Origin of the sequence: Pseudooceanicola aquaeponti (assembly GCF_050897975.1) — a bacterium.
In the GTDB taxonomy this organism is placed as follows: Bacteria; Pseudomonadota; Alphaproteobacteria; order Rhodobacterales; family Rhodobacteraceae; genus Pseudooceanicola.
Window position 1 is genome coordinate 484,182 of sequence record NZ_JBPAXY010000004.1, and the last position, 24,675, is coordinate 508,856.

Annotated in this window: 22 protein-coding genes; 11 read left to right on the top strand and 11 right to left on the bottom strand. The window is 68.8% G+C overall.

Annotated features, from left to right (window positions below; genetic code table 11):
• Positions 1 to 101: 101 nt before the first annotated feature.
• Both ACRARE_RS12100 and ACRARE_RS12105 read left to right on the top strand, forming a co-directional pair.
• Positions 102 to 2,558, top strand: a complete 2,457-nt coding sequence (locus ACRARE_RS12100) for a circularly permuted type 2 ATP-grasp protein (protein ID WP_432656698.1) — start codon at positions 102 to 104, stop codon at positions 2,556 to 2,558.
• Between the two features lie 2 nt (positions 2,559 to 2,560).
• Positions 2,561 to 3,436, top strand: coding sequence for a transglutaminase family protein (locus ACRARE_RS12105; protein WP_432656699.1), 876 nt, complete (start codon positions 2,561 to 2,563; stop codon positions 3,434 to 3,436).
• A gap of 10 nt (positions 3,437 to 3,446) precedes the next feature.
• Here the strand turns inward: ACRARE_RS12105 and ACRARE_RS12110 are convergent, their stop codons facing one another.
• Entirely contained in the window at positions 3,447 to 4,019 is a 573-nt protein-coding gene (locus ACRARE_RS12110) for a TlpA disulfide reductase family protein (RefSeq protein ID WP_432656700.1), read from the bottom strand.
• Between the two features lie 19 nt (positions 4,020 to 4,038).
• Here ACRARE_RS12110 and argH point away from each other — a divergent pair, with 19 nt between their 5' ends.
• The 5 genes from argH (at position 4,039) to ACRARE_RS12135 (ending at position 9,954) form a co-directional block, all read left to right on the top strand.
• Positions 4,039 to 5,430 carry an argininosuccinate lyase gene (gene argH / locus ACRARE_RS12115; protein WP_432656701.1) on the top strand — a complete coding sequence of 464 codons (1,392 nt, stop codon included), beginning with the start codon at positions 4,039 to 4,041 and terminating at the stop codon, positions 5,428 to 5,430.
• Positions 5,409 to 5,606, top strand: a complete 198-nt coding sequence (locus tag ACRARE_RS12120; protein WP_432656702.1) for an argininosuccinate lyase — start codon at positions 5,409 to 5,411, stop codon at positions 5,604 to 5,606. Before argH ends, ACRARE_RS12120 begins: the two co-directional genes overlap by 22 nt.
• 5 nt (positions 5,607 to 5,611) lie before the next feature.
• A complete protein-coding gene (locus tag ACRARE_RS12125) occupies positions 5,612 to 5,926 on the top strand; it encodes a DUF2834 domain-containing protein (RefSeq protein WP_432656703.1) in 315 nt (104 codons plus the stop codon).
• Positions 5,927 to 6,024: 98 nt separating this feature from the next.
• Entirely contained in the window at positions 6,025 to 7,290 is a 1,266-nt protein-coding gene (gene lysA, locus ACRARE_RS12130) for a diaminopimelate decarboxylase (RefSeq protein WP_432656704.1), read from the top strand.
• A 33-nt stretch (positions 7,291 to 7,323) separates the two neighbouring features.
• Entirely contained in the window at positions 7,324 to 9,954 is a 2,631-nt protein-coding gene (locus ACRARE_RS12135) for a TIGR02302 family protein (protein ID WP_432656705.1), read from the top strand.
• 390 nt (positions 9,955 to 10,344) lie between these two features.
• Here ACRARE_RS12135 and ACRARE_RS12140 read toward each other — a convergent pair whose 3' ends face one another.
• Positions 10,345 to 11,487 (bottom strand): zinc-ribbon domain-containing protein, encoded by a 1,143-nt coding sequence (locus ACRARE_RS12140; RefSeq protein WP_432656706.1) that lies wholly within the window; start codon positions 11,485 to 11,487, stop codon positions 10,345 to 10,347.
• A gap of 170 nt (positions 11,488 to 11,657) precedes the next feature.
• Between ACRARE_RS12140 and ACRARE_RS12145 the strand changes: the two genes are divergently transcribed.
• From ACRARE_RS12145 to ACRARE_RS12160, 4 genes are read left to right on the top strand one after another with little or no spacing between them, the layout of a single operon-like run.
• Positions 11,658 to 12,335 (top strand): cell division ATP-binding protein FtsE, encoded by a 678-nt coding sequence (locus tag ACRARE_RS12145; RefSeq protein WP_432656707.1) that lies wholly within the window; start codon positions 11,658 to 11,660, stop codon positions 12,333 to 12,335.
• Complete coding sequence (locus tag ACRARE_RS12150; RefSeq protein ID WP_432656708.1) at positions 12,332 to 13,258, top strand: cell division protein FtsX; 927 nt, start codon at positions 12,332 to 12,334, stop codon at positions 13,256 to 13,258. The genes ACRARE_RS12145 and ACRARE_RS12150 overlap by 4 nt, the downstream gene beginning before the upstream one ends.
• Entirely contained in the window at positions 13,255 to 14,004 is a 750-nt protein-coding gene (locus ACRARE_RS12155) for a lysophospholipid acyltransferase family protein (RefSeq protein WP_432656709.1), read from the top strand. The genes ACRARE_RS12150 and ACRARE_RS12155 overlap by 4 nt, the downstream gene beginning before the upstream one ends.
• A complete protein-coding gene (locus ACRARE_RS12160; protein WP_432656710.1) occupies positions 13,982 to 14,590 on the top strand; it encodes a pyridoxamine 5'-phosphate oxidase family protein in 609 nt (202 codons plus the stop codon). Before ACRARE_RS12155 ends, ACRARE_RS12160 begins: the two co-directional genes overlap by 23 nt.
• A gap of 19 nt (positions 14,591 to 14,609) precedes the next feature.
• Here the strand turns inward: ACRARE_RS12160 and ACRARE_RS12165 are convergent, their stop codons facing one another.
• From ACRARE_RS12165 to sucD, 9 genes are all read right to left on the bottom strand, one after another.
• Positions 14,610 to 15,440 (bottom strand): glycosyltransferase family 2 protein, encoded by an 831-nt coding sequence (locus ACRARE_RS12165; RefSeq protein ID WP_432656711.1) that lies wholly within the window; start codon positions 15,438 to 15,440, stop codon positions 14,610 to 14,612.
• Between the two features lie 217 nt (positions 15,441 to 15,657).
• On the bottom strand, positions 15,658 to 17,052 hold the full coding sequence (gene lpdA, locus ACRARE_RS12170) for a dihydrolipoyl dehydrogenase (RefSeq protein ID WP_432656712.1): 1,395 nt from the start codon (positions 17,050 to 17,052) through the stop codon (positions 15,658 to 15,660).
• Positions 17,053 to 17,178: 126 nt separating this feature from the next.
• On the bottom strand, positions 17,179 to 17,601 hold the full coding sequence (locus ACRARE_RS12175; protein WP_432656713.1) for an MAPEG family protein: 423 nt from the start codon (positions 17,599 to 17,601) through the stop codon (positions 17,179 to 17,181).
• Positions 17,602 to 17,611: 10 nt separating this feature from the next.
• Positions 17,612 to 18,001 (bottom strand): MAPEG family protein, encoded by a 390-nt coding sequence (locus ACRARE_RS12180; RefSeq protein WP_432656714.1) that lies wholly within the window; start codon positions 17,999 to 18,001, stop codon positions 17,612 to 17,614.
• Positions 17,998 to 18,351: a hypothetical protein gene (locus tag ACRARE_RS12185; RefSeq protein WP_432656715.1), complete on the bottom strand. Its 354-nt coding sequence runs from the start codon at positions 18,349 to 18,351 to the stop codon at positions 17,998 to 18,000. Before ACRARE_RS12185 ends, ACRARE_RS12180 begins: the two co-directional genes overlap by 4 nt.
• Positions 18,352 to 18,436: 85 nt before the next feature.
• Positions 18,437 to 19,960, bottom strand: coding sequence for a 2-oxoglutarate dehydrogenase complex dihydrolipoyllysine-residue succinyltransferase (odhB, locus tag ACRARE_RS12190; RefSeq protein ID WP_432656716.1), 1,524 nt, complete (start codon positions 19,958 to 19,960; stop codon positions 18,437 to 18,439).
• A gap of 5 nt (positions 19,961 to 19,965) precedes the next feature.
• Positions 19,966 to 22,926 (bottom strand): 2-oxoglutarate dehydrogenase E1 component, encoded by a 2,961-nt coding sequence (locus tag ACRARE_RS12195; RefSeq protein ID WP_432656717.1) that lies wholly within the window; start codon positions 22,924 to 22,926, stop codon positions 19,966 to 19,968.
• 104 nt (positions 22,927 to 23,030) lie between these two features.
• Positions 23,031 to 23,603 carry a DUF805 domain-containing protein gene (locus ACRARE_RS12200; RefSeq protein ID WP_432656718.1) on the bottom strand — a complete coding sequence of 191 codons (573 nt, stop codon included), beginning with the start codon at positions 23,601 to 23,603 and terminating at the stop codon, positions 23,031 to 23,033.
• A gap of 178 nt (positions 23,604 to 23,781) precedes the next feature.
• Positions 23,782 to 24,666, bottom strand: a complete 885-nt coding sequence (sucD, locus tag ACRARE_RS12205) for a succinate--CoA ligase subunit alpha (protein WP_432656719.1) — start codon at positions 24,664 to 24,666, stop codon at positions 23,782 to 23,784.
• Positions 24,667 to 24,675 lie beyond the last annotated feature (9 nt).

A 24,675-nucleotide genomic window follows, 5' to 3' on the forward strand; every position in this document is an offset into this window, starting at 1 on the left:
GGCCGGGCGGCGGCGGCGCGTCCGGACCTTCGCATGGTCAGAGCCAGAGTCAGGGCCAGGGCCAAAGTCAGACGCAGGGGCCGGGCAATGGACCCGCGCCGATGCAGACCCAGACGCCGACGGGGCCGGGGGCACCCGCGCCCGAAGCTGCCGCCGCAGCGCCCGCCGCCCCTGCCGATCCGCTGGCCGCGCTGCTGGCCGATTACACGCCGCTGAAGGGCGTGCCGGATGAGCTTCTGGACCGAAACGGCGCCGTGCGCCCGGTCTGGAAGGGCTTTCTGGATCAGCTGGCCGCCCTGCCGCGCGAAGAGCTGGACCTGGCCTGCCTGCGCGGCAGCCAATACCTGAGCGACGCGGGCGTCTTCTTTCGCCACTATGGCCCCGACAGCCAGGAAGAGCGCGAATGGCCCCTGGCCCATCTGCCGCTGCTGATCGCGCAGCAGGAATGGGACGGCATCGCCGCCGGGCTGGTGGAGCGGGCCGATCTGCTGGAACGGATCATGGCCGACCTTTACGGCGCCAACCAGCTGGTGGCGGATGGCTTGCTGCCGGCCGAGCTGCTGGCCTCCAGCCCCGAATGGCTGCGCCCGCTGGTCGGCGTGACCCCGCGCGACGGTCATTACCTGCATATGCTGGCCTTCGACATCGGGCGCGGCCCCGAGGGGCAGTGGTGGGTACTGGGCGACCGCGCCCAGGCACCCTCGGGCGCGGGTTTCGCGCTGGAAACCCGCATGGCCACCGCGCGCAGCTTTCCGGGGCTGATGAGCCAGGCCAACGTGGCCCGCCTGGCCGGGTTCTTTCGCGGCTTCCGCGATGCCCTGCTGGCCCTGCGCGCCGAAGAGGACAGCCGGGTGGCGATCCTGACCCCGGGGCCGCTGACCGATACCTATTTCGAACATGCCTATATCGCCCGCTACCTGGGCTTCCTGCTGGTGCAGGGCGAAGACCTGGTGGTGCGCGACGGGCGGCTGATGGTGCATACGGTGGGCGGGCTGCGGCCGATCTCGGTGCTGTGGCGGCGGCTGGACAGCGCCTGGCTGGACCCGTTGGAGCTGAACGAGGACAGCCAGATCGGCACGCCCGGCATCCTGTCGGCCCTGCGCGCGGGCCAGCTGAGCATGGTCAATGCGCCGGGCTCGGGCGTGCTGGAGGCGCGGGCGCTGATGGCCTTTATCCCCGCCATTGCCCGGCGCCTTCTGGGGCGCGAGCTGAAGCTGCCCAATATCGCCACCTGGTGGTGCGGCTCGGCGGCGGCGCGCGACTATGTCACCGCCAATGCGGCGCGGATGACCATCGACCGCGCCCTGTCGACCAGCCTGCCCTTTGACCATTCCCCGGATGTTGTGATCGGCGGCAAGCGCGCCGATGGCCAGCCTTTCGATCCGGCGATGATTCAGCACCAGGCGGGGGCGCTGGCGGCGCAGCAGATCGTGTCGCTGTCCACCGCGCCCGCGCTGGACGAGGGGCGGCTGGTGGCGCGGCCCTTCTCGATGCGGGTGATCCTGGCGCGCACCGCCCAAGGGTGGCAGGTGATGCCCGGTGGCTTCGCCCGCATCGGCCATTCCGATGTCTCGGCCGATATCTCGGTGCAGCGTGGCGGCTCGGTCTGCGATGTCTGGGTGGTGGGCCCAGAGGCGCGCCCCGATGACACCTTGCTGGCGGGTACCACCGGCGCGCGCCCCTCGCTGCCGCAGCTGGCGGCGCTGCCGACGCGGGCGGCTGACAACCTCTTCTGGCTGGGCCGTTATTCGGAACGGGTGGAACAGAAGATCCGCCTGCAACGGGCCTATCACCTGCGCCTGGCCGAAAGCGGCCGCGATGACCTGCCGCTGGTGCAATACCTGGCGCAATACCTGGCCGGGCAGGGGGTGGACGCCAGCCAGCCCTTCCCACCGGGGCTGATGGCGGATCTGGACGCGGCCATGGGCTCGGCCGGGCGGATCCGCGACCGCTTTTCCACCGATGGCTGGAACGCCCTGACCGACCTGCGCCGCACCGCCGGGCGCCTGGCGCCCCGGCTGAAGCCCGGCGATGACGCTGCGCGCGCCCTGTCGGTGCTGCTGCGCAAGATCTCGGGCTTCTCGGGGCTGGTGCACGAGAACATGTATCACGCCACCGGCTGGCGCTTCCTGTCGCTGGGCCGCGCGATCGAACGCGCCTGGTCCACCGCCGCCATGCTGGTGGGATTCGCCCAGCCCGACACGCCGCACGGCACCTATGAGATCGCGATCGAGGCGGGCGACGCGGTGATGACCCACCGGATGCGCTTTTCCGCCGCCTTCACCCGCGAGACGGTGCTGGATCTGCTGCTGCTGGACGAGGCCTATCCGCGCTCGGTCCTGGCACAGCTGGATGACATCCTGGGCCATCTCGACTGGCTGGAAAAGCTGACCCATGACCTGTCGGGCAAGCCCACGCCGATCCGCGCCGAGGTGATGAAGCTGCGCACCGAACTGGCCACCTCTCCGGCCGAGGCGATCACCAGCGCCCGGCTGATCGAGATTTCCAACGCCACGGCGGCCTTCTCGGGTCTGCTGGCCGACACCTACCTGAGGTAGCGATGCTCTATTCGGTCCGCCTGCGCATCCACTATCAATACGACAGCCCCGCCGATGTGGGCCGCCACCTGCTGCGCCTGACGCCGCCCTCGATCCCCGGCGTGCAGCAGGTGCAAGAGGCCCGGCTGACCTGCCGACCGCTGGCGGCCGAACAGCTGACCCGGCGGGATTTCTTCGGCAATATCTGCACCGAGGTCGCCTATCGCGACCCGCTGCCCGAGACCGAGTTCCTGATGGAGGCAAGGGTCGAGCGGCTGGAGGTGGAACCGGGTCTTGATGTCTCGCCCGACCGGGGCCAGTTCCTGCGCGAGATCGCGGCCCAGCCCTCGGTTCTGGGCGAGGCGCCGCAGACCTATCTGCCCGCCTCGCCCCGGGTGCCCGCCAATGCCCAGATCGCCGCCTGGGCCGAGGCCGCCGCGCGCGCCGCCGACACCGCCTTTGGCGCCGCCATGGCGGTGACCCGGGCGCTGCACCGCGACATGACCTTCGACCCCACGGCGACCATGGTCGACACGCCCCTGGATCAGGCCTTCGCGCAGCGGCGCGGGGTCTGTCAGGACTACACCCATATCCAGATCTGCGCCCTGCGGTCGCTGGGCATTCCGGCGGGCTATGTCTCGGGCTTTCTGCGCACCCTGCCGCCCGAGGGCCAACCGCGCCTGGAAGGGGCCGATGCGATGCACGCCTGGGTGCGGGCCTGGTGCGGCCAGGATATGGGCTGGGTCGAGTTCGACCCCACCAACGACATGCTGGCGGGCCGCGATCATATCGTCATCGCGCGTGGACGGGATTACTTCGACGTGGCGCCGGTGAAGGGCTCCATGCGGCTGGCAGGCGGGCAGCGGACCAGCCAGGGCGTGGACGTGGTGGCGATCTAGGCCGGGCGGCCTAGTTGCCGCCTTCGGCCATGAAGGCGTCATAGACCGCCTGGGCTTCGGGGGCGTTCCAGTCGGCGCCGCCCACCAGGCGGGCCACCTCGCGCCCCTCGGGGTCCACCAGCAGCGTCACCGGCAGGCCGAAGACGGCGGCGGCGCGGGCCTGGGCGCTGCGCGGGTCGCGGTACTGGGGCAGGGTGGCGGCCTCGGCCTCGGTCAGGAACTGCGCCACCTTTTCGGGGGCGTTCGGCCCCGAGGCCAGGGTGACCACGGCGAAATCCGCGCCGTCGCGGGCCTGCTGCAAGGCGGCCAGGGTGGGCATCTCTTCGCGGCAGGGGGCGCACCAGACGGCCCAGAAGTTCAGCACCACCCATTTGCCCGCGTAATCCGCCAGGCTGACCGCGCTGCCGTCGACATCGAGCCATTGCAGGCTGCTGTCCAACGCCTTGGGCGCCTCCAGCACCTGAAGCTTGCGCATCTCGCCGGTCAGCAGCTCTTCGATGCCTTCCGGGGCAGCCAGGGCCGGGCGGGCGATTGCGCCCAGCATCAGCGACGTATAAACCAGCGCGGACAGCAGTTTTCTCATTCTTCCTCCGAGGGTCCCGATGACCGATAGCCAAGCGAACCAGATGTGGGGCGGCCGTTTCGCCGAAGGCCCCGATGCGATCATGGAGGCAATCAACGCCTCGATCGGTTTCGACCAACGTCTCGCCCGTCAGGATATCGAGGGCTCGCGCGCCCATGCGGCCATGCTGGCCGCCCAGGGCATCATTACGGATAAAGACGCCGAGGCGATCCGTGAAGGCCTGCTCACGGTCTTGTCAGAGATCGAAGGCGGCACCTTCCAGTTCTCGACCGCGCTGGAAGACATCCACATGAACGTCGAGGCCCGCCTGAAAGAGGTGATCGGCGAGCCTGCGGGCCGTTTGCACACCGGGCGCAGCCGAAATGACCAGGTTGCGACCGATTTCCGTCTCTGGGTCCGGGATCAGGCCGATGCGGCCATCGGTGGCCTTCAGGCGCTGATCCGCGCGCTTCTGACGCAGGCCGAAGAGGGCGCCGATTGGGTCATGCCCGGCTTCACCCACCTGCAAACGGCGCAGCCCGTCACCTGGGGCCACCACATGATGGCCTATGTCGAGATGTTCTCGCGCGACCTGGGCCGCTTCACCGATGCCCGCGCGCGGATGAACGAATCCCCCCTGGGCGCCGCCGCGCTGGCCGGCACCTCCTTCCCGCTGGACCGGCAGATGACGGCAGAGGCCCTGGGCTTTGACCGGCCCTGCGCCAACTCGCTGGACGCCGTCAGCGACCGCGATTTCGCGCTGGAGTTCCTGGGCGCCGCCTCGATCTGCGCCATGCATCTGTCGCGCTTCGCCGAAGAGCTGGTGATCTGGTCCTCGGCCCAGTTCCGCTTCGTCGCGCTGTCCGATCGCTTCTCGACCGGCTCGTCGATCATGCCGCAGAAGAAGAACCCCGATGCGGCGGAGCTGATCCGCGCCAAGATCGGCCGGATCTTCGGTGCCAACGTGGCGCTGATGACGGTGATGAAGGGGCTGCCGCTGGCCTATTCCAAGGACATGCAGGAAGACAAGGAACAGGTCTTCGACGCCGCCGACAACCTGATGCTGGCCCTGGCCGCCATGACCGGCATGGTCGCCGACATGAAGGCCAATGTCCCCGCGCTGGAGGCCGCCGCGGGCGCGGGCTTCTCGACCGCAACCGACCTGGCCGACTGGCTGGTGCGGGTGCTGGGGATGCCCTTCCGCGATGCGCACCATGTGACCGGCTCGCTGGTGGCCATGGCAGAGGGCAAGGGCTGTGACCTGCCCGACCTGACCCTGGCGCAGATGCAAGAGGTCGAGCCGCGCATCACCGAAGAGGTCTTTGGCGTTCTGGGGGTGCACAATTCCGTGGCCTCTCGTATGTCTTACGGGGGCACGGCGCCCCAACGGGTTCGCGAACAGGTGGCGGCATGGAAAGCAAAGCTGGGTTGAAACGGATCGCGGCCGTCGCGCTGGTGGCATTGCTGGCGGGCTGCGGCGTGGATGGCGCGCCGGTGGCCCCCGGCGGGGCCGAGCGCGCGCCCTCTGGGGTCGATCGCAGCGATATGGGCATCAACGGCATCGGCGGCTCTGGCGAGACGCTGTATGGTTCGGAAACCGAGGTCTGAGGCCCGTGTCGCCCCTGCGTCTTGCCTTCCTGGCCCTGGCCGTTTGGGGCACGCTGCACCCGCTGGGGCTGATCTTCGCCTGGTTCGCCGAGAATGGCGTCAGCCTGACCGGGCTGGTCGCCGCCTGGCGGGCCGGATGGGCGCCCGCCGCGCTGTTCTGGGATCTGGTGATCTCTGCCCTGGCGCTGAGCCTGTGGATCGTCACCGACTGCCGGGCCCGCGGCGACCGTCTGGGCCTTGTGGCGATCCCGGCCACCTTCTGCATCGGGGTCAGCTGCGGCCTGCCTCTCTATCTTTTCCTGCGTGCGCGCAACGTGTAAGGCGGGCAACGACGCGCCGCCCGGCGGGCGCTCCTCTGCCCTGACGGGCGTCCTCGCAACCGTGCCCCTTCGGCGGACAGGCTTTCAGGAGACAGGCCATGGATCATTTTCTTTACCGTGACGGCGCCCTCTACGCCGAGGATGTCCCCGTGGCCGAGATCGCGGCCCAGGTGGGCACGCCCTGCTACATCTATTCCACCGCGACGCTGGAACGGCATTTCCGCCTGTTCGACGAGGCCCTGACGGGGATGGACCACCTGGTCTGCTACGCGATGAAGGCCGCCTCGAACCAGGCGATCCTGCGTATCATGGCCGATCTGGGCGCCGGGATGGACGTGGTCTCGGGCGGCGAATACGCCCGTGCCAAGGCGGCGGGCGTGCCGGGCGACAAGATCGTCTTTTCCGGCGTCGGCAAGACCCGGGACGAGATGCGCGCGGCCCTGACCGGCGGGGTGCGGCAGTTCAACCTGGAATCAGAGCCCGAGATGGAGGTGCTGAACGAGGTTGCCCTGTCCCTGGGCGTCGTGGCCCCCGTCACCGTGCGGGTGAACCCCGACGTGGACGCCAAGACCCACGCCAAGATCGCCACCGGCAAATCCGAGAACAAGTTCGGCATCCCGATCACCCGCGCCCGCGAAGTCTATGCGCGCATCGCGCAGCTGCCCGGCCTGAAGGCCGTTGGCATCGACGTGCATATCGGCAGCCAGCTGACTGATCTGGAGCCCTACCGCGCCGCCTTCACCAAGGTGAAGGAACTGACCGAGGCCCTGCGCGCCGATGGCCACGACATCGTCCGCCTCGACCTGGGCGGCGGCCTGGGCATTCCCTACGAGCGCGGCAATACCGCCCCGCCGCTGCCCGTCGAATACGGCGCCCTGGTGCGCGAGGTGCTGGGCGACACCGGCTGCGAGATCGAGATCGAGCCGGGCCGGCTGATCGCGGGCAACGCAGGCATCATGCTGTCCGAAGTGATCTACGTGAAACACGGCGAGGGCCGGGATTTCCTGATCATCGACGGTGCCATGAACGACCTGATCCGCCCCGCCATGTACGAGGCGCATCATGACATCGTGCCGGTGATCGAACCGGCGCCCGGCGCCGAACAGACCCCCTATGACATCGTCGGCCCGGTCTGCGAATCCGGCGACACCTTCGCCAAGGGCCGCAACATGCCCAAGCTGGCGGCGGGCGATCTGGTGGCCTTCCGCTCTGCGGGCGCCTATGGCGCGGTTATGTCGAGCGAGTACAACACCCGTCCCCTGATCCCCGAAGTGCTGGTCAAGGGGGATCAATTCGCCGTCATCCGCAAAAGACCCTCCTTTGAGGAGATCATTAACCGCGATACGCTACCCGAGTGGATGTAGCGCGATCCCCGCGCTGCCCCCTCGGGACGGAGCATGGTTGAGCCGACGCGATACACCCGATTGATGCGCCAATTGCGCTGGCCGCTGGCTCTGACACGGGCGGGCCTGCTGGCAGAGATCGTGGTGCGCGCCCTCTGGCCGCTGTGGACCCTGCTGCTGACCGGGCTGGCGCTGGTCATGGTGGGCCTCGTGGCCGCCCTGCCGGTGGAACTGGCCTGGGCCCTGGGCGGCCTGGCGGCGCTGGCCGCTTTGGCGCTGCTGATCCTGGGCCTGCGCCGGATTCGCATTCCCAGCCGGGACGAGGCCTTTCGCCGCCTGGATGCGACGCTGAAAGGCCAGCCTTTGCAGGCCCTGCGCGATGCCCCCGCCCTGGGCGAGGGTGACCCCGGCACCCGTGCCCTGTGGGAGGCGCATCAGGCCCGCATGGCCGTCCGCGCCCGCGAGGCCCGACCGGTGGAACCCGACCTGCGCCTGTCCTCTCGCGATCCTTTCGGCCTGCGCTACATCGCCCTTCTGGGGCTGGTGGTGGCCCTGGCCTTCGGCTCTGTCTGGCGTCTGGGGGATCTGGGCGACATGGCCCCGGGCAGCGCCCAGGCCGCGGTCGGCCCCTCCTGGGAAGGCTGGGTGGCGCCGCCGCCCTACACCGGGCTGCCGACGCTCTATCTGGGCGACATCACCGGCGAGGTGCTGACGGCGCCGCGCGGATCCGAGGTGACGCTGCGATTCTATGGCCCCGAGGGGCGGCTGGAACTGGCGGAAACCGTCTCGGGCCGGGTGGGGGACCTGCCGCCCGCCTCTGCCGCTGCCCAGGATTTCATCATCGCCCAAGAGGGGCGGCTGGCGGTCGAAGGGCCGGGGGGCCGGGAATGGCGCGTGGCCATGCTGCCCGACCGGGCGCCCGTGGTCACCGTGGATGGCCCCGGCGAGGCGGATGTCGAGGGGCAGATGACCCTGCCGTTCTCGGCCACGGATGACTATGGCGTGGTCTCGGGCGAGGCGGTGATCACCCTGGATCTGGCCGCCGTCGATCGCCGCTATGGCCTGGCCTTGGCGCCCGAGCCGCGCGAGGTGATCCGGGTGCCTCTGCCGATGCCGATCTCGGGCTCGCGCGCCGAATTTTCCGAGGCCCTGGTCGAGAACTTCTCGCAGCACCCCTGGGCCAACATGCCGGTTACGGTGTCCCTGACGGTCGAGGATGCGGCGGCCCAGTCGGGGCACAGTGATGGCTACGCCATGCTGTTGGATGCGCGCCGCTTCTTCGACCCGCTGGCCGCTGCCCTGATCGAGATGCGCCGCGACCTGCTGTGGAACCGCGACAACGCGGCCCGGGTGGCCCAGGTGCTGCGCGCCGTCCGCTGGCAGGGCGACAGCCTGTTCCCCTCGGAAACGCTGGAGCTGCGGCTGATGCGGCTGGTGCGCAAGGTCGAGACCATTGCCCGTTTCCGCCCGATGACAGACGCGCAGCTGGCCGATGTGACGGCGGCGCTTTGGGACATGGCGGTCGAGATCGAAGAGGGCGATCTGGAGGATGCCCGCGCCCGGATGGAGCGCGCCCGCGACCGGCTGGAAGAGGCGATGCGCAACGGTGCCTCGGACGAGGAAATCGCCCGCCTGATGCAGGAACTGCGCGACGCCACCCAGGACTACATGCGCCAGCTGGCGCAGCAGCAGGCGCGCGAACGTGCCAATGACCCGAACCAGCCGCCCATGGACATGGAAAATGCCATGCGGATGACCCAGGACGACATCCAGCGCATGATGGACCGTATCCAGGAGCTGATGGAAGAAGGCCGCATGGCCGAGGCCCAGCAGGCCCTGGAAGAGCTTCAGCAGATGCTGGAGAACATGCAGATGACCCAGGGTGAGAGCGGCGGCGAAGGCCAGCAAAGCCCGGGCGAACAGGCGATGGAAGGGCTGGGCGAGACCCTGCGCGATCAGCAGGAACTGTCGGACGAGGCCTTCCGCGACCTTCAGGACCAGTTCAACCCCGATGGTAACTCGGGCCAGCGCGGCCAGCAGGGCCAGCAGGACGGCCAACAGCAGGGGCAGCAGCAACAGGGCGGCCAGGGGCAACAGCAGGGCCAGCAGCCGGGGCAAAGCCAGGGAGGCGGCGGGGGCCAGACCGAGGGCCAGCAACAGGGCCAGGCGGGCCAGCAGGGCAACCCCGATGCGGGCGAGCTGAGTGAGCGCCAGCGCCAGCTCCGTCAGGAGCTGGAGCGCCAGCGCGGCAACCTGCCCGGCGCGGGCACCGAGGCGGGCCGCGCGGCGCGCGACGCGCTGGATCGGGCGGGCGAGGCGATGCGCGGCGCCGAAGAGGCGCTTGGTGCGGGCGATCTGGCCGAGGCCATCGACCAGCAGTCGCAGGCCATGGACGCGCTGCGCGAGGGGATGCGCAACCTGGGCGAGGCCATGTCACAGCAACAGCGCGAACAGGCGGGCCAGCAGGGCGAGGCCGAGGGCGACAACCCCGGCCAGCGCAACGATCCACTGGGCCGCAACGCGGGCACCAATGGGGCGCTCGGAAATGATCGCGAGATGTTGCAGGACCCCGATGTGCAGCGCCGCGCCCGCGACCTGCTGGACGAGATCCGCCGCCGCCAGGGCGAGGCCGAACGCAGCGACGAGGAACGCGACTACCTGCGCCGGTTGCTCGACCGGTTCTGAGCCGGGGGCTATGGGGCGCCCAGCCAGAAGATCGCGGCGCGGTCAGGCTGCGCGCTCGGCGGTGCTGTGCCGCACCCTGGCCACGCGCCGTGCCCTGTTGCCGATCCTGCCCTGCCTTCTCCGCGTGCGGCACACCGCCAGAAGCCCCCACGCCAAGGTGGGCCGGTCGGGTCGCCGCACGCGGCAGGTGTCATTTCCTGTGAGAGGCGCAGCGCTGCGCGGGTCAATGCCTGGCGCAGCAGCGGCGGGGCCTTTGGGATGCGCCGAGCGGTGCCGGGCGGAGCGCCGCACGAGGAGCAGGTCATTTCCTGAGAGAAAGCCCGGTTCTGCGCGAGGCATCGGCAGGCGCAGCGGCGGCGGGCGGTGCCCGCAGGCCGCGCGTCCCGAGGCTCAGCCTTCGCCGCCGGTCTTGTCTTCGATCCAGGCGATCAGCTCGCGGACATTGGCGTCCAGCCAGACCCGGCCCTGATCCACCGCGCCCACATAGCCGCGCAGCGCCGGGGCGGTCTGGGGCAGCTGTGCCGCGATGCGCGGCGCGTTGATGTAAAGCAGCACACCAAAGGCGGCAAAGAAGATCGGCAGGGTGAAACCGCGGCGGAAATTGCGTCGCACCGCCGGATCCTCGGCCTCGTATTCGGCCTCCATCTCGACCCGCTGGCTGCGGCTGCGCAGGGACGAGTTGATCTCTTCGATATCCGGCAGCAGGTCGCGGCGCGACGCGGCGTGAGGTTCCTCGGCCTGGGCATCGTCGCCGGAGTCCTGGGCGCTGTCGCGAGTGGGCTTGCCGCGCAGACGGGCCATGCGGGCGCGGGCCTCGCGCTCGCGCCGGTCCGTACTGCTTTCGGGGTCGGCCAGGCCCAGCTCGGGCTGGCTTTCCAGCCCGCCGCCTTGCTGGGCGCGCACCTTGGCCTCATGCTCGGCCTCTTCGCGCAACACGTCGCGCACCGCCGGGTCCAGCTCGCGCCGCCGGGCATTGGCGAAAAGCGGGGCAGGGGTGCTTTCTTCGTCCTCCTCCTCCTCCGCGTCGTCCTCGGGGGCAGCCGCGGGGGCGGGTTCGGCTGCCGCCTCGGTCCAGCTTTCGAGCGTCTCTTCGGGGGTGACTTCGGCTTCCGACGCCGCGGCGATCTCCTCGGGCGCGGGCTCGACCTCGGGCTCTGCCTGGGGCTCGACTTCGGGCCAGGTCATCGGCTCCGATCCGGGCTCGCCCTCGGGTTCGGGGGCGGGCGGCGTCTCGGCGCCATAGGGATCCGTGCCTTCGAAGCCCGCGCCATCCCCGGTCAGGCCGGGGGCGGCAGCCTCGTCAGGGCGCGGTGCGCTGTCGGCCTGGCTGCGCGGACGGCGCGGCGAGACGCGCGGGGCAGGGGCGATGCCGGGGGTCAGCGCGGGCGCCTCGACCGGGCCCGAAGCCCCGTCGGGCGGAGCCTGAAACCAGGTGTCGCCGCAGTTGGAACATTGCACATCACGCCCTGCCGCAGGGATCACCGCGTCAGGCACTTCGTACTGCGCACCGCAATTCGGGCAGGTTAACCGCATGAGGCCCCATCTCGACAGTCGGGCCAGAGGGGCGCATGGGCCACGCCTCCGGCTCTGGGGCTACCATATGTGGTTCGGCAATGGCGGAAAAGTGCTATTTCCGCCGGGGGGCACGATTGCAACAGGCCGTGCGATCCTGCAAAAGGAACCGGCACACGCGGGGGCTTTTCGTGATCGAACTGGACAATCTCGCCTATTCCTATGGCGGCGGAGAGTTGCTGAGCGACATCTCCCTCCGGCTGACGCCCGGCTCGTTCCACTTTCTGACCGGCCCCTCTGGAGCGGGCAAGACCACCTTCCTGAAACTGTGTTACGGCGCGCTGATCCCCACGGCGGGGCAGGCGGTGCTGTTCGGCAAGGACGTGCGCGAGATGACCCGCGACGAGGTGGCGACGATCCGCCGCCGGATCGGCGTGGTGCATCAGGATTGCCAGTTCCTGGACCACCTGACCGTGGCCGAAAACATCGCCCTGCCGCTGATGGTCTCGGGGCGCGACGTCACGGCGGAAGAGCAGAACCTGAAGGAGCTGATCGCCTGGTGCGGCCTGACCCAGCGGGCCGGGGCCCGCCCGCCCGAGCTGTCGGGGGGCGAGCGGCAGCGCGCCGCCCTGGCGCGGGCGGTGATCATGAGCCCAGAGGTGATCCTGGCGGACGAGCCCACGGGCAACGTCGACTGGGAAATGTCCGAACGCCTGCTGGCGCTGCTGGTCGAGCTGAACCGCATGGGCAAAACGGTGATGATCGCCACCCACGACCTGGGCCTGATCCGCGCCGCCAAAAGCCGGGTGCAGGCCCGTGTCCTGCGCATCGCCAAGCGGCGGCTGCAACTGGCGGGGGCGGACCTGTGAGCGTCCGGTTGTCGCCCCGGGCCCTGGCCGCGATCTCTCCGCTGGCGCTGCTGAAGGGCGAGCCGCAGGCGGACCGCGTGGTGCCGCCGACCGGCTTCACCGCCCGGCTGACCCTCTTTGCCGCCGCCGCCATGACCTTTCTTGCGGTTTTTGCCCTGGCCCTGTCGCTGGCCACGGGGCGCATGGCCGCCAGCTGGTCGCAGGAACTGGCGCGCAGTTCGACCCTGCGCATTTCGGCCCCCGCCGATCAGATCGCGGCCCAGACCGAGGCCGCGCTTCAGGTACTGGCAACCACGCGCGGCGTGGCCCGGGCGCGGGCCCTGGGCGAGGAGGAACAGCAGGCCCTGCTGGAGCCCTGGTTCGGCCCCGACCTGCCCGTGGGCAGCCTGCCCATTCCGCAGCTGATCGAGATCGTCGAGGCGGGCGAGGGCTATGACCCCGCGGGCCTGCGCCTGCGGCTGGCCGCCGAGGTGCCCGGCGCGGTGCTGGATGACCACGCGCGCTGGCGCCGCCCGCTGGTGCGCGCCGCCGAGCGGATCCGCGCCCTGGGCCTCTTGTCTCTGCTGCTGATCGGCGCGGTGATGGCGGCGATGATCACCCTGGCGGCCAATTCGGCCCTGGCGGCCAATGCCCAGGTGATCGCCGTGCTGCGCCTGGTGGGCGCGCGCGACGACTATATCGCCCGCGCCTTCGTGCGCCGCTTCACCTTCCGCGCCTTCTGGGGCGCGGCCCTGGGCATGGCGCTTGGCCTGGCGGCGCTGATGGCGCTGCCCTCGGCCCAGCCCGAGGGCGGGTTCCTGACCGGGCTTGGCCTGCGTGGCTGGCACTGGGTCTGGCCGCTGGTGCTGCCGCCGGTGGCGGCGGCCGTGTCCTTTGTCGCCACGCGCGCCGCCGCGCGCCGCATCCTGGGGAGGCTCGCATGATCCTGGCCTGGCGCTATCTCCGTTCCCTGATCTTCGTGGTGCAGATGTTCACGGTGATGACCCTGATGGGCATCGCCTTTCTGCCCTGGGCGGCGCTGGACCGCCGAGGCGCCTATACCGGGGCGCGCCTCTTCTGCCACTACGTGCGCTGGTCGGTGCGGCTGATCTGCGGGCTGCGCACCGAGATCCGGGGCCCGGTGCCCCGGGGCCAGGTGCTGATCGCGGCCAAGCATCAAAGCTTTCTCGACGTGATGCTGATCGTCTCGGCGGTGCCGCGGCCGAAATTCATCATGAAGGACATCCTGCGCTTTACACCCATCGTCGGCTTTTACGCCGCGCGGATCGGCTGCGTGGCGGTGAAACGCGGCCGCCGGGCCGAGGCGATCCGCGATATGATGGCCGGGGTGACCTCGGGCGATGCGCCGGCGGGGCAGCTGATCATCTATCCCCAGGGCACCCGCGTGGCGCCGGGGGTGCGGGCCGATTACAAGGTGGGCGTCGCCGCGATCTATGAGCAGACGCAGCAGCCCTGCGTGCCCGCCGCCACCAATGTGGGCCTTTTCTGGCCGCGCTCGGGCCTGCTGCGCAAGCCCGGCCTGGCGGTGGTGGAATTCTTGCCGCCGCTGCCTGCGGGCCTGCCGCGCGAGACCTTCCGCGCGACGCTGGAACAGCAGATCGAAGGCGCCTCGGACGCGCTGATGAGAGAGGGAGGGTTCGACCCCGATGGAGTATCTCGACCGGATTGAGGATCTCGAAGAGATCTACGGCACCAGCCCCGCCGCCGCCGCGCTGCGCAAGGTGGCGACCCGCATGACGCCCGAGTACCGCCGTTGGATCGCCACGTCGCGGTTCTGCGTCGTCTCGACCGTCGGCCCCGAGGGGGTGGACGGCAGCCCGCGCGGCGATGACGGCCCGGTGGTGCGAGAGCTGGACGAGGGCCACCTGGCGCTGCCCGACTGGCACGGCAACAACCGCATCGACACCCTGCGCAACATCCTGCGCGACCCGCGTATGGCGCTGATGTTTATGGTGCCCGGGTCCAACAACGTGGTGCGGGTCAATGGCCGGGGCCGGGTGACGGCGGATGCCGCGCTGCGTGCCAGCTTCGCGCACAAGGGAAAAGAGCCGCGCACGGTGGTGGTGATGCAGATCGACGAGATCTATTTCCAATGCGCCCGGGCGGTGATGCGCGCGGGCCTGTGGTCAGGGCGCGACGACAGCGCCGCCCTGCCGACCCCGGGCGAGATCCTGGCGGCGATGACCGATGGCGAAGTGGGCGGTGCCGACTACGACCGCGCCTGGCCCGAACGCGCCGCGCAGACGCTGTGGTAACCTCGGTGCCCGGGCGCCTCTAAGACCCTTCGTGGGCGGCCAGCCGTGCGGCGATGAAGCGGTAAAAGCTCTGCCCCGGGGCGGCGTCGCGGCTGTAGGCCGCGTTCAGCCGCGCCTTGTCGCGGAACACCTCGATCAACCGGGCACGCAGGGCCGGAGACAGGCCCGCGCTACCGGGGCTGCCCGCCTCGATCTCGGCGATATGGGCGTCATAGGCGCGCCCGACCCGGGCCGAGAAATCCGTCTCGGCGGTGGTCGAGCCGCCCCTGAGATGCAGCCGATAGGCCGCCCGGCCCAGAGGGGCGCTGCCGCCCAGACGGGCCAGCAGCTCGGCCGCGTGGCGCACGTCCTGGCTGAGGTGGGTGGTGAAGGCCCGCGCCAGGCGCCGGGCCAGAACCGGGTGATAAGAGGCGCCGGTGCGCCCCAGATCTTCAAGCCGCAGCACGTCGGCGGGGCCGGGGGGCAGGCGCAGGATCTCGGCCCCGTCCTCGATCACCGCCGTGCGCCCGAAGGCGGCGCCGTGGCGCTGTGCCAGGGGCAACAGGAAGGTCAGGTAGTCGGGTTCCCAGCTGTCATCGGCGTCGAGGAAGGCGATGTACTGGCCGCGCGCCTGGGCCAGGGCGCGGTTGCGCGCCGGCCCCGCGCCGCTTTGCACCGGGCCAAGGGGCGCGAAGGCATAGCGCGGGCCGCGGGGCAGAAGGGGCCGGTAGTCCTGGCCGTCATCCGAGGCCACCACGATCTCGACGGCATCCTCGGGCAGCCCGCAAGCCGCGACCGAGGCTACGGCGCCGGGCAGGCTGGCCTCAGCCCGGTAGGCGGGGATGATGACAGAGACGGTCGGGCGGCGCATCGAGCGGCCTTTTCGCGGTTGGGATGAGGAGGAGTGTAGGGCGCCGGGCGGCGATGAACAGGGGGCTGTGGCAATCTGTCGGATGCGCGCGCGGCCTCCTCCGCCCTGGCGGGCATCCTCGGCCGAGGGGCGCCTGGGCCATGAGAAAGCCCGCCGCGCGGGGGCGCGGCGGGCTCTGTTCGTTCAGCTGAAGGCGCGCGCGGCGCGCCCCGGGCGATCACATGTGGATCGGGCCGTCGCCACAGGCGAGCGCCGCTTCGCGCACCGCTTCCGAGAAGGTCGGGTGGGCATGGCAGGTCAGGGCCAGATCCTCGGCGGAGCCGCCGTATTCCATGGTCACGCAGACCTCGTGGATCAGGTCGCCCGCCGCCGGGCCGATGATCGAGCAGCCCAGGATCCGGTCGGTTTCTTTGTCCGCGATGATCTTGACGAAGCCCTCGGCGGCGAAGACGGCCTTGGCGCGGGCGTTGCCCATGAAGGAGAACTTGCCGACCTTGTAGGCGCGGCCCTCTTTCTTCAGCTCTTCCTCGGTCTTGCCGACGGCGGCGACCTCGGGGTGGGTGTAGATGACGGAGGGGATCACGTCATAGTTCACGTGACCGGCCTTGCCCGCCAGCACCTCGGCCACGGCCATGCCCTCGTCCTCGGCCTTGTGGGCCAGCATCGGGCCTGCCACGGCGTCGCCGATGGCATAGATGCCCTTCACGTTGGTCGCCCAATGGGCATCGGTCTTGACCACGCCGCGCTCGGTCAGCTCGACCCCCAGCTCGGCCAGGCCCAGCCCGTCAGTATAGGCGCGGCGGCCGGTGGCGACCAGCACCACATCGGCGTCCAGCGTGTGCTCGCTGTCGTCGGACTTCAGCTTGTAGCTCAGCTTGGCCTTGGTCTTGGTGGTCTCGGCGCCCTGCACGGCGGCGCCCAGGATGAAGGACATGCCCTGCTTTTTGAGGATCTTTTGCAGGTTCTTCTGCACTTCACCGTCCATGGTCGGGGTGATCGTGTCGAGGTATTCGACCACCGTCACCTCGGCGCCCAGGCGCGCGTAGACCGAGCCCATCTCCAGGCCGATGACACCGGCGCCGACGACGACCATCTTCTTGGGCACCTTGGGCAGGTTCAGCGCGCCGGTGCTGTCGACGATGATCCCCTTGTCGTTGTCGATCTCCAGACCCGGCAGCGAGGCGGGGACGGAACCGGTGGCGACGACGATGTTCTTCGCCTCGTGCACCTCGTCGCCGACCTTGACCTTGCCGACCTCGGGGATCGTGGCCCAGCCTTTCAGCCAGTCGATCTTGTTCTTCTTGAACAGGAACTCGATGCCGCCGGTGTTGGAGTTCACCACGTCCTGCTTGTAGGCCTTCATCTGGTCCCAGTCGACGGACGGCGATTTGCCCTTGAGGCCCATGGTGGCGAAGTTGTGCTCTGCCTCGTGCAGCTGGTGCGTGGCGTGCAGCAGCGCCTTGGAGGGGATGCAGCCCACGTTCAGGCAGGTGCCGCCCAGGGTCTCGCGGCCCTCGACACAGGCGGTCTTCAGACCGAGCTGGGCGCAGCGGATGGCGGACACGTAGCCGCCGGGGCCGGCACCGATGATGATGACGTCATATTGGGCCATGGGGTGGTCTCCTTTGTTCGTGGGGCGCGCGGGGGCGCGCCGGGAGTGCTTCGTTGCGGATCGGGGTGGGGGCGCTGCCCCCGCCGCTGGCGCGGCGCCCCCGGAGTATTTGGGGCCATCGAATGATCAGAAGAGCGCGGCGCAGATCATGATCACGGTGGCAAGGAGGCCAAGCGCCCAGAGATAGGATCTCCAGGGCGCCCAGCCGAAGGCATAGGCCGGAACGTAGAGGACGCGGGCGGCCAGGTAGGTCCAGGCGCAGGCCGCGGTCACGGCTGAAGAGGCCCCGGCCCAGGTCACCAGGGCCACGGCGATGGTGAAGAGGATCAGCGCCTCGAAATGGTTGTTCATTGCCCGGTGCAGCCGTCCGGTGCGGCGCGACATCAGCAGATAGGGGTTGCCCCCCTCGACATCCTGCGGATCCCGCGTGCCCATGGTCAGGCGGGGACCCAGTTCCAGGTTGGCGGGCACGGCCATCAGGGCGATCTGGATCACCTGCAAGAGGGCGGCGAGGCCGAGGATCTTTGCTTCGATGGGCAGGGGGGTCATGGGGCGGCCCTCAGAAGACAGCGGCGATATACATCACCGCGGTTGCCAGGAAGCCGGTCATGTAGAAGACCGAGCGCCAGGGGGTCCAGCCGAAGGCATAGGCCGGGATATAGAGGGCGCGGGCGGCGGCATAGATCAGCGCGCAGGTGGCGGTGACGCCGCTGGCGCTGTCCGACAAGAGCACGACGGCCACGGCGCCGATGAAGAAGGGGAAGTTCTCGGTATGGTTGGCAAGCGCCCGGCGCAGGCGGCCGGTGTCGCGCGAGAACTCGGGCAGGTTGTCGCGGGGCCCTGCGTTGCCTTCGGGGCCCACGTCGCGGGTCAGCAGCATCTGCGACCAGCCGACGAGGATGACGTGTTCCAGGGCCACGAGGGCGAGGGCGATCAGTTCGGGGGTCATGCGGTCACCTTCGGTTGCGAGGTTCGGCGCGGGCCCTTCAGCACGTCCGCTGCGGCAACGCAGGCCAGGGTGCCGATCAGCAGCTGGCCGATATTGGACAGCAGCAGCCCGCCGGAGATGGCATAGAGGTAGAGCGCGGCGCAAAGGATCAAGGTAGCGATCCGGGTGCCGCGACGATCCGGCGCCACATAGAGCGCCTGAAGCAGCCCGCCGCAGAGCGCCATTTCCAAAAGCAGCCGCCCCATGTCGCCGAAATCCGACCGGCCCGAGGCGATGCGGGCGCCGGTCAGCACGAAATGCACGGCGCCGGTGGTCAGGATCAGCCAGAAGGAAGTACGGGCAAGCGTCATCGCGAAAGTCCCAGGGCGGGGAGACCCCGCCCATCGGGGCGGGCGGGGTCGATAGCGTAGGGCGGGGTTTGCCCCGCCTTTCGGATCACAGATCCATCAGCAGGCGGCGGGGATCTTCCAGCGCTTCCTTGACGCGCACCAGGAAGGTCACGGCACCCTTGCCGTCGACGATGCGGTGGTCGTAGCTCAGCGCCAGGTACATCATCGGGCGGATTTCGACCTTGCCGTTGATCGCCATCGGGCGGTCCTGGATTTTGTGCATCCCCAGGATCCCCGACTGCGGGGGGTTCAGGATCGGCGAGGACATCAGCGAGCCGTAGACACCACCGTTCGAGATGGTGAAGGTGCCGCCCTGCATTTCCGCCATCGACAGCTTGCCGTCACGGGCGCGGGCGCCCTTCTCGGCGATGGCCTTTTCGATGTCGGCAAAGGACATGGCATCGGCGTCACGGATGACCGGAACCACCAGGCCCGTGGGCGTGCCGGCAGCAATGCCCATGTGGACGAAGTTCTTGTAGACGATGTCGGTGCCGTCGATCTCGGCGTTGACCTCGGGCACCTCTTTCAGGGCGTGGCAGCAGGCCTTGGTGAAGAAGGACATGAAGCCAAGCTTCACGCCGTGTTTCTTCAGGAACAGGTCCTTGTACTCGTTCCGCAGGGCCATCACCTCGGTCATGTCCACCTCGTTGTAGGTGGTCAGCATGGCGGCGGTGTTCTGGCTGTCCTTCAGGCGGCGCGCGATGGTCTGGCGCAGGCGCGTCATCTTCACGCGCTCTTCGCGGGCCGCGTCATCGGCCGAGCTGGGGGCGCGCGGTGCGGCGGCAGGGGCGGCGGGCGCGGACTTGGCGGCGGCCAGGGCCTTGGCCACGTCGTCCTTCATGATGCGACCGTCCTTGCCGGTGCCGGTGACGGCATCCGCCGACAGACCGGCCTCTGCCATGGCCTTCTTGGCCGAGGGGGCATCCTCGACGTCCTTGCCACCCTTCAGCTCGGAGACATATTCGGCGTCCGAGGCGGTCTTGGCGGCATCCGCCGAGGCGGGCTTGGCCGCGCCACCGGCGCCGGTGGTCATCTCGGCCAGCTGGCCGCCGGCCTCGACGGTTTCGCCTTCCTTGGCCAGGATCTTGGTCAGGGTGCCAGCGGCGGGCGCGGGCACTTCGACCGAGACCTTGTCGGTTTCCAGCTCGCACAGCATCTCGTCCGCGGCAAAGCTTTCGCCCTCTTTCTTGAACCAGGTGGCCACGGTGGCCTCGGTCACGGATTCACCCAGGGTGGGCACCATGATGGGCAGGCTCTCGCCACCGGCGGCGGCGGGTTCCTCGGCGGGGGCATCGGTGTGGCGCGGCGCGGGCTCTTCGGCGCCGGCGTTGCCTTCCTCGGCGATCATGCCCAGCAGGGCGTCGACGCCCACGGTCTCGCCTTCCTTGGCCACGATGTCGGCCAGCACGCCCGCGGCGGGGGCGGGCACTTCGACGGTGACCTTGTCGGTTTCCAGCTCACAGAGCATCTCGTCGACGGCAACGGTATCGCCGGGTTTCTTGAACCAGGTAGCGACGGTGGCTTCGGTAACGGATTCGCCCAAGGTGGGGACGCGGATCTCGGTGCTCATGGTCCTTACTTTCCTTCGATGGACAGCGCTTCGTCGACGATCGACTCCTGCTGCGCTTTATGCTGTTTGGCCAGGCCCGTGGCGGGCGAAGCGGAGGCGAGACGGCCCACGTAGCGCGGGCGCTGATGGGTGGCGCCGATGCGTTGCAGGCACCACTCGATATTGGGTTCGATGAAGGACCAGGCGCCCTGGTTCTTGGGCTCTTCCTGGCACCAGATCATCTCGGCGCCCTTGAAGCGTTCCAGTTCCTTGACCAGCGAGATCGCCGGGAAGGGATAGAACTGTTCGATCCGCATCAGGTAGACGTCGTCGATGCCGCGGGCGTCGCGCTCTTCCAGCAGGTCGTAATAGACCTTGCCCGAGCACATCACCACGCGCTTGATCTTGTCGTCCGCCGCCAGCTTGGTGTCGGAATGGCCGCGCTCGGCGTCATCCCACAGCACCCGGTGGAAGCTGGAGCCGGTGGTGAAATCCTCGGCCTTGCTGACCGCCAGCTTGTGGCGCAGCAGCGACTTCGGCGTCATCAGCACCAGCGGCTTGCGGAAGCTGCGGTGCAGCTGACGGCGCAGGATGTGGAAGTAGTTGGCGGGCGTCGAGCAGTTGGCCACGATCCAGTTGTCGCCACCGCACATTTGCAGGAAGCGCTCCAGACGGGCGGAAGAGTGCTCGGGGCCCTGGCCCTCGTAGCCATGGGGCAGCAGCATCACCAGGCCCGACATCCGCAGCCATTTGGATTCGCCCGAGCTGATGAACTGGTCGAACATGATCTGCGCGCCGTTGGCGAAGTCGCCGAACTGGGCTTCCCACATCACCAGGGCGTTCGGCTCGGCGAGGCTGTAGCCGTATTCGAAGCCCAGAACCGCGTATTCCGACAGCATCGAGTCGATGACCTCGTAACGGGCCTGACCGGGCTTGATGTTGTTCAGCGGATAGTAACGCTCTTCGGTCTCCTGGTTGATCAGGGCCGAGTGACGCTGGCTGAAGGTGCCGCGGGTCGAATCCTGACCCGCGAGGCGGACCGGGTAGCCCTCGGTCAGCAGCGAGCCGAAGGCCAGCGCCTCACCGGTGGCCCAGTCGAAGCCTTCGCCGGTTTCGAACATCTTGGACTTGGTTTCCAGCAGGCGGCCGACGGTCTTGTGCATCGGGTAGCCGTCGGGCGCGGTGGTCAGCGACTTGCCGACCTCTGCCATCAGCTCGGGCGAGATCGCGGTTTCACCGCGCTGGTAGTCTTCCTTCTCGCGCTCAAGGCCCGACCATTTGCCGTCCAGCCAGTCGGCCTTGTTGGGCTTGTATTCCTTCCCGGCCTCGAACTCTTCGTTCAGGTGGGATTGGAAGGCGGCCTTCATGTCCTCGATCTCGCCCTCGGGGATCAGGCCGTCCTTGACCAGGCGATCCGTGTACAGGCTCAGGGTCGTTTTATGGCCCTTGATGTTTTTGTACATGATCGGGTTGGTGAACATCGGCTCGTCGCCTTCGTTGTGACCAAACCGGCGGTAGCAGAAGATGTCGATCACCACGTCGCGGTGGAACTTCTGGCGGAACTCGGTCGCGACCTTGGCGGCATGAACCACGGCCTCGGGGTCATCGCCGTTGACGTGGAAGATCGGCGCCTCGACCATCAGGGCGATGTCGGTCGGGTAGGGGCTGGACCGCGAGAAATGCGGCGCGGTGGTGAAGCCGATCTGGTTGTTCACGACGATATGGATCGTGCCGCCGGTGCGGTGGCCCACCAGGCCCGACAGGCCGAAGCATTCCGCGACGACACCCTGGCCGGCAAAGGCCGCGTCACCGTGCAGCAGCACGGGGATGGTCGAGGTACGTTCCGCATCGTTCAGTTGCGCCTGTTTGGCGCGGGCCTTGCCCAGCACCACCGGGTTGACGGCTTCGAGGTGCGAGGGGTTGGCGGTCAGCGACAGGTGCACGGTGTTGCCGTCGAACTCACGGTCGGACGAGGCGCCGAGGTGGTATTTCACGTCGCCCGAGCCGTCCACATCCTCGGGCTTGAAGGAACCGCCCTGGAATTCGTTGAAGATGGCGCGATAGGGCTTGCCCATCACATTGGCCAGCACCGACAGGCGGCCCCGGTGGGGCATCCCGATCACGATCTCCTTGGCGCCCAGGTTGCCGCCCCGCTTGATGATCTGTTCCATGGCGGGGATCAGCGCCTCGCCACCGTCCAGGCCGAAGCGCTTGGTGCCCATGTACTTGACGTGCAGGAACTTCTCGAAGCCCTCGGCCTCGACCAGCTTGTTCAGGATGGCGCGGCGGCCTTCGCGGGTAAAGGTGATCTCCTTGCCGAAGCCCTCGATCCGTTCCTTCAGCCAGGCGGATTGCTCGGGGTCGGAGATGTGCATGTATTGCAGCGCGAAGGTGCCGCAATAGGTGCGCTTCACGATGTCCAGGATCTGGCGCATCGAGGCGACCTGAAGACCCAGCACGTTGTCGATGAAGATCGGGCGATCCATGTCCGCATCGCTGAAGCCGTAGGATTTCGGGTCCAGCTCGGGGTGGGCGACCTTTTCCTGCATTCCCAGGGGATCCAGGTCGGCGGCCAGGTGGCCACGGATCCGGTAGGCGCGGATCAGCATGATGGCGCGGATGCTGTCCAGCACGGCGCGTTTCACGGCGTCGTCAGAGACCTCGACGCCCTTCTGGGCCGCCTTCTCCTTGATCTTGCGGCCGGCGTCCTTGCCCTCGGCGGGGGCGGGCCACATGCCGTCCAGGGCCGCGGTCAGGTCGTCGTTGGGGGTCGGCGGCCAGTCGCTGCGCGCCCAGGAGGGGCCTTCGGCCTCGGCCACGGCATCGGCGTTGCTGTCGCCCAGGGACGAGAAGAACTCGGCCCAGGCGGCATCGACGGCGGCGGGGTCATTGGCCCAGCGGGCGTAAAGCTGCTCAAGATAGGCGGCGTTATGCCCCTGCATGAAGCTGGAGGCGTGGAAAAGGTCGTTGGGGCTCTGGTCGTTCATCTATGTCACCTGCGGGACGAAACGGAGGGTCATCTGGAATGCGGCGGGGGCCTGGGGCCCGGCGGGCGGCGCGGCGGCGGGGGGGCTGTGGCAGTCGAGGTTTCTCATCCGGTCCCTCCGGTCCAGGGGGCAGAGGGCGCGGCAGGGGCGGTGCCGGGGACGGGGCCCCAGCGGTTCGCGGCGGGCTCGGTCCTGCGGGTCAGCCACCAGATCACGATCAGCGGCGACAGCACGCAGACGATCAGCGCGATCACCAGCACGATCCCGGCCAGCCCTTCCAGCTGCTCGGCGGCGATGCCCGCGCCGAAGGGATCGGCGAAATCGAAGGCGCCGATGAAGCCCGCATAGGTCAGGGTGCCGATGACGGCGATGAAGGGGTAAAGCAGGAAGATCCCGCTGCGGCCGCTGTCATGCATCCGCCGCCAGCCCGCGGCGATCATCGGCAACAGCATGGCCAGGCTGAACAGCGAGGACAGCGGGCCATCGGACGAGGCGCTGACGCTGCCCGGGCCGGTCTCGATCTCGGCGGCGCCGAAGACGATCCCGTCGACGATGCCCAGCACGATCGAGCCCAGGATGTTGAACAGCACGAAATACCAGTATTCCGGGCGCGTGGCCCGGCCCGAGAAGGTCACGTATTTGCGCAGACAGGTACGGACGGCCTCGGCGAAGCTCATGACAGAAGCTCCTGGGGCAGGCACGGATCCGGTTCTGCTTGGTCTCGTGACATCGGTTTTCTCGTTTCCCCCGTACCACTTGGGGGCTCAGACTAAGGTGGCAAGGGCCGCATCACGCGATCGCGATGCGGCCCACGCCTTTACGTGGCGTGAGGCAGGCGTGGCCCGCGCCCGCGCATCAGCCCTTGATGGCCTTCAGCACGGCTTCGCCGAGGCCCGCGGGGCTGTCGGCGACGACGATCCCGGCCGACTTCATGGCCTCGATCTTGTCTTCGGCACCGCCCTTGCCACCGGCGACGATGGCGCCTGCGTGGCCCATGCGGCGGCCCGGAGGGGCGGTACGGCCGGCGATGAACCCGGCGGTCGGTTTCCAGCGGCCCTTCTTCTTCTCGGAGGCCAGGAATTCGGCGGCTTCCTCTTCGGCCGAGCCACCGATCTCACCGATCATGATGATCGACTCGGTTTCCGGGTCCTTCAGGAACATTTCCAGCACTTCCAGGTGCTCGGTGCCCTTGATCGGGTCGCCACCGATGCCGACGGCGGAGGACTGGCCGAGGCCCGCATCCGAGGTCTGCTTCACGGCTTCATAGGTCAGGGTGCCGGAACGGGACACGACGCCGACCGAGCCACGCTTGTGGATATGGCCGGGCATGATGCCGATCTTGCAGGCGCCGGGGGTGATGACACCGGGGCAGTTCGGGCCGATCAGGCGGGACTGGCTGTTTTTCAGCGCGGCCTTCACCTTCATCATGTCCAGAACCGGGATGCCTTCGGTGATGCAGACGATCAGCGGGATCTCGGCGTCGATGGCTTCCAGGATCGAGTCGGCCGCGAAGGGCGGCGGCACATAGATCACCGATGCATTGGCGCCGGTCTTTTCGACCGCCTCGGCCACGCCGTCGAAGACGGGCAGGCCCAGGTGCTCGGTGCCGCCCTTACCGGGGGTGACGCCGCCAACCATCTTGGTGCCATAGGCAATTGCTTGTTCAGAGTGGAAGGTGCCCTGCGAGCCGGTGAAGCCCTGACAGATCACCTTGGTATTTTCGTCTACGAGTACGGCCATTTTATTGAC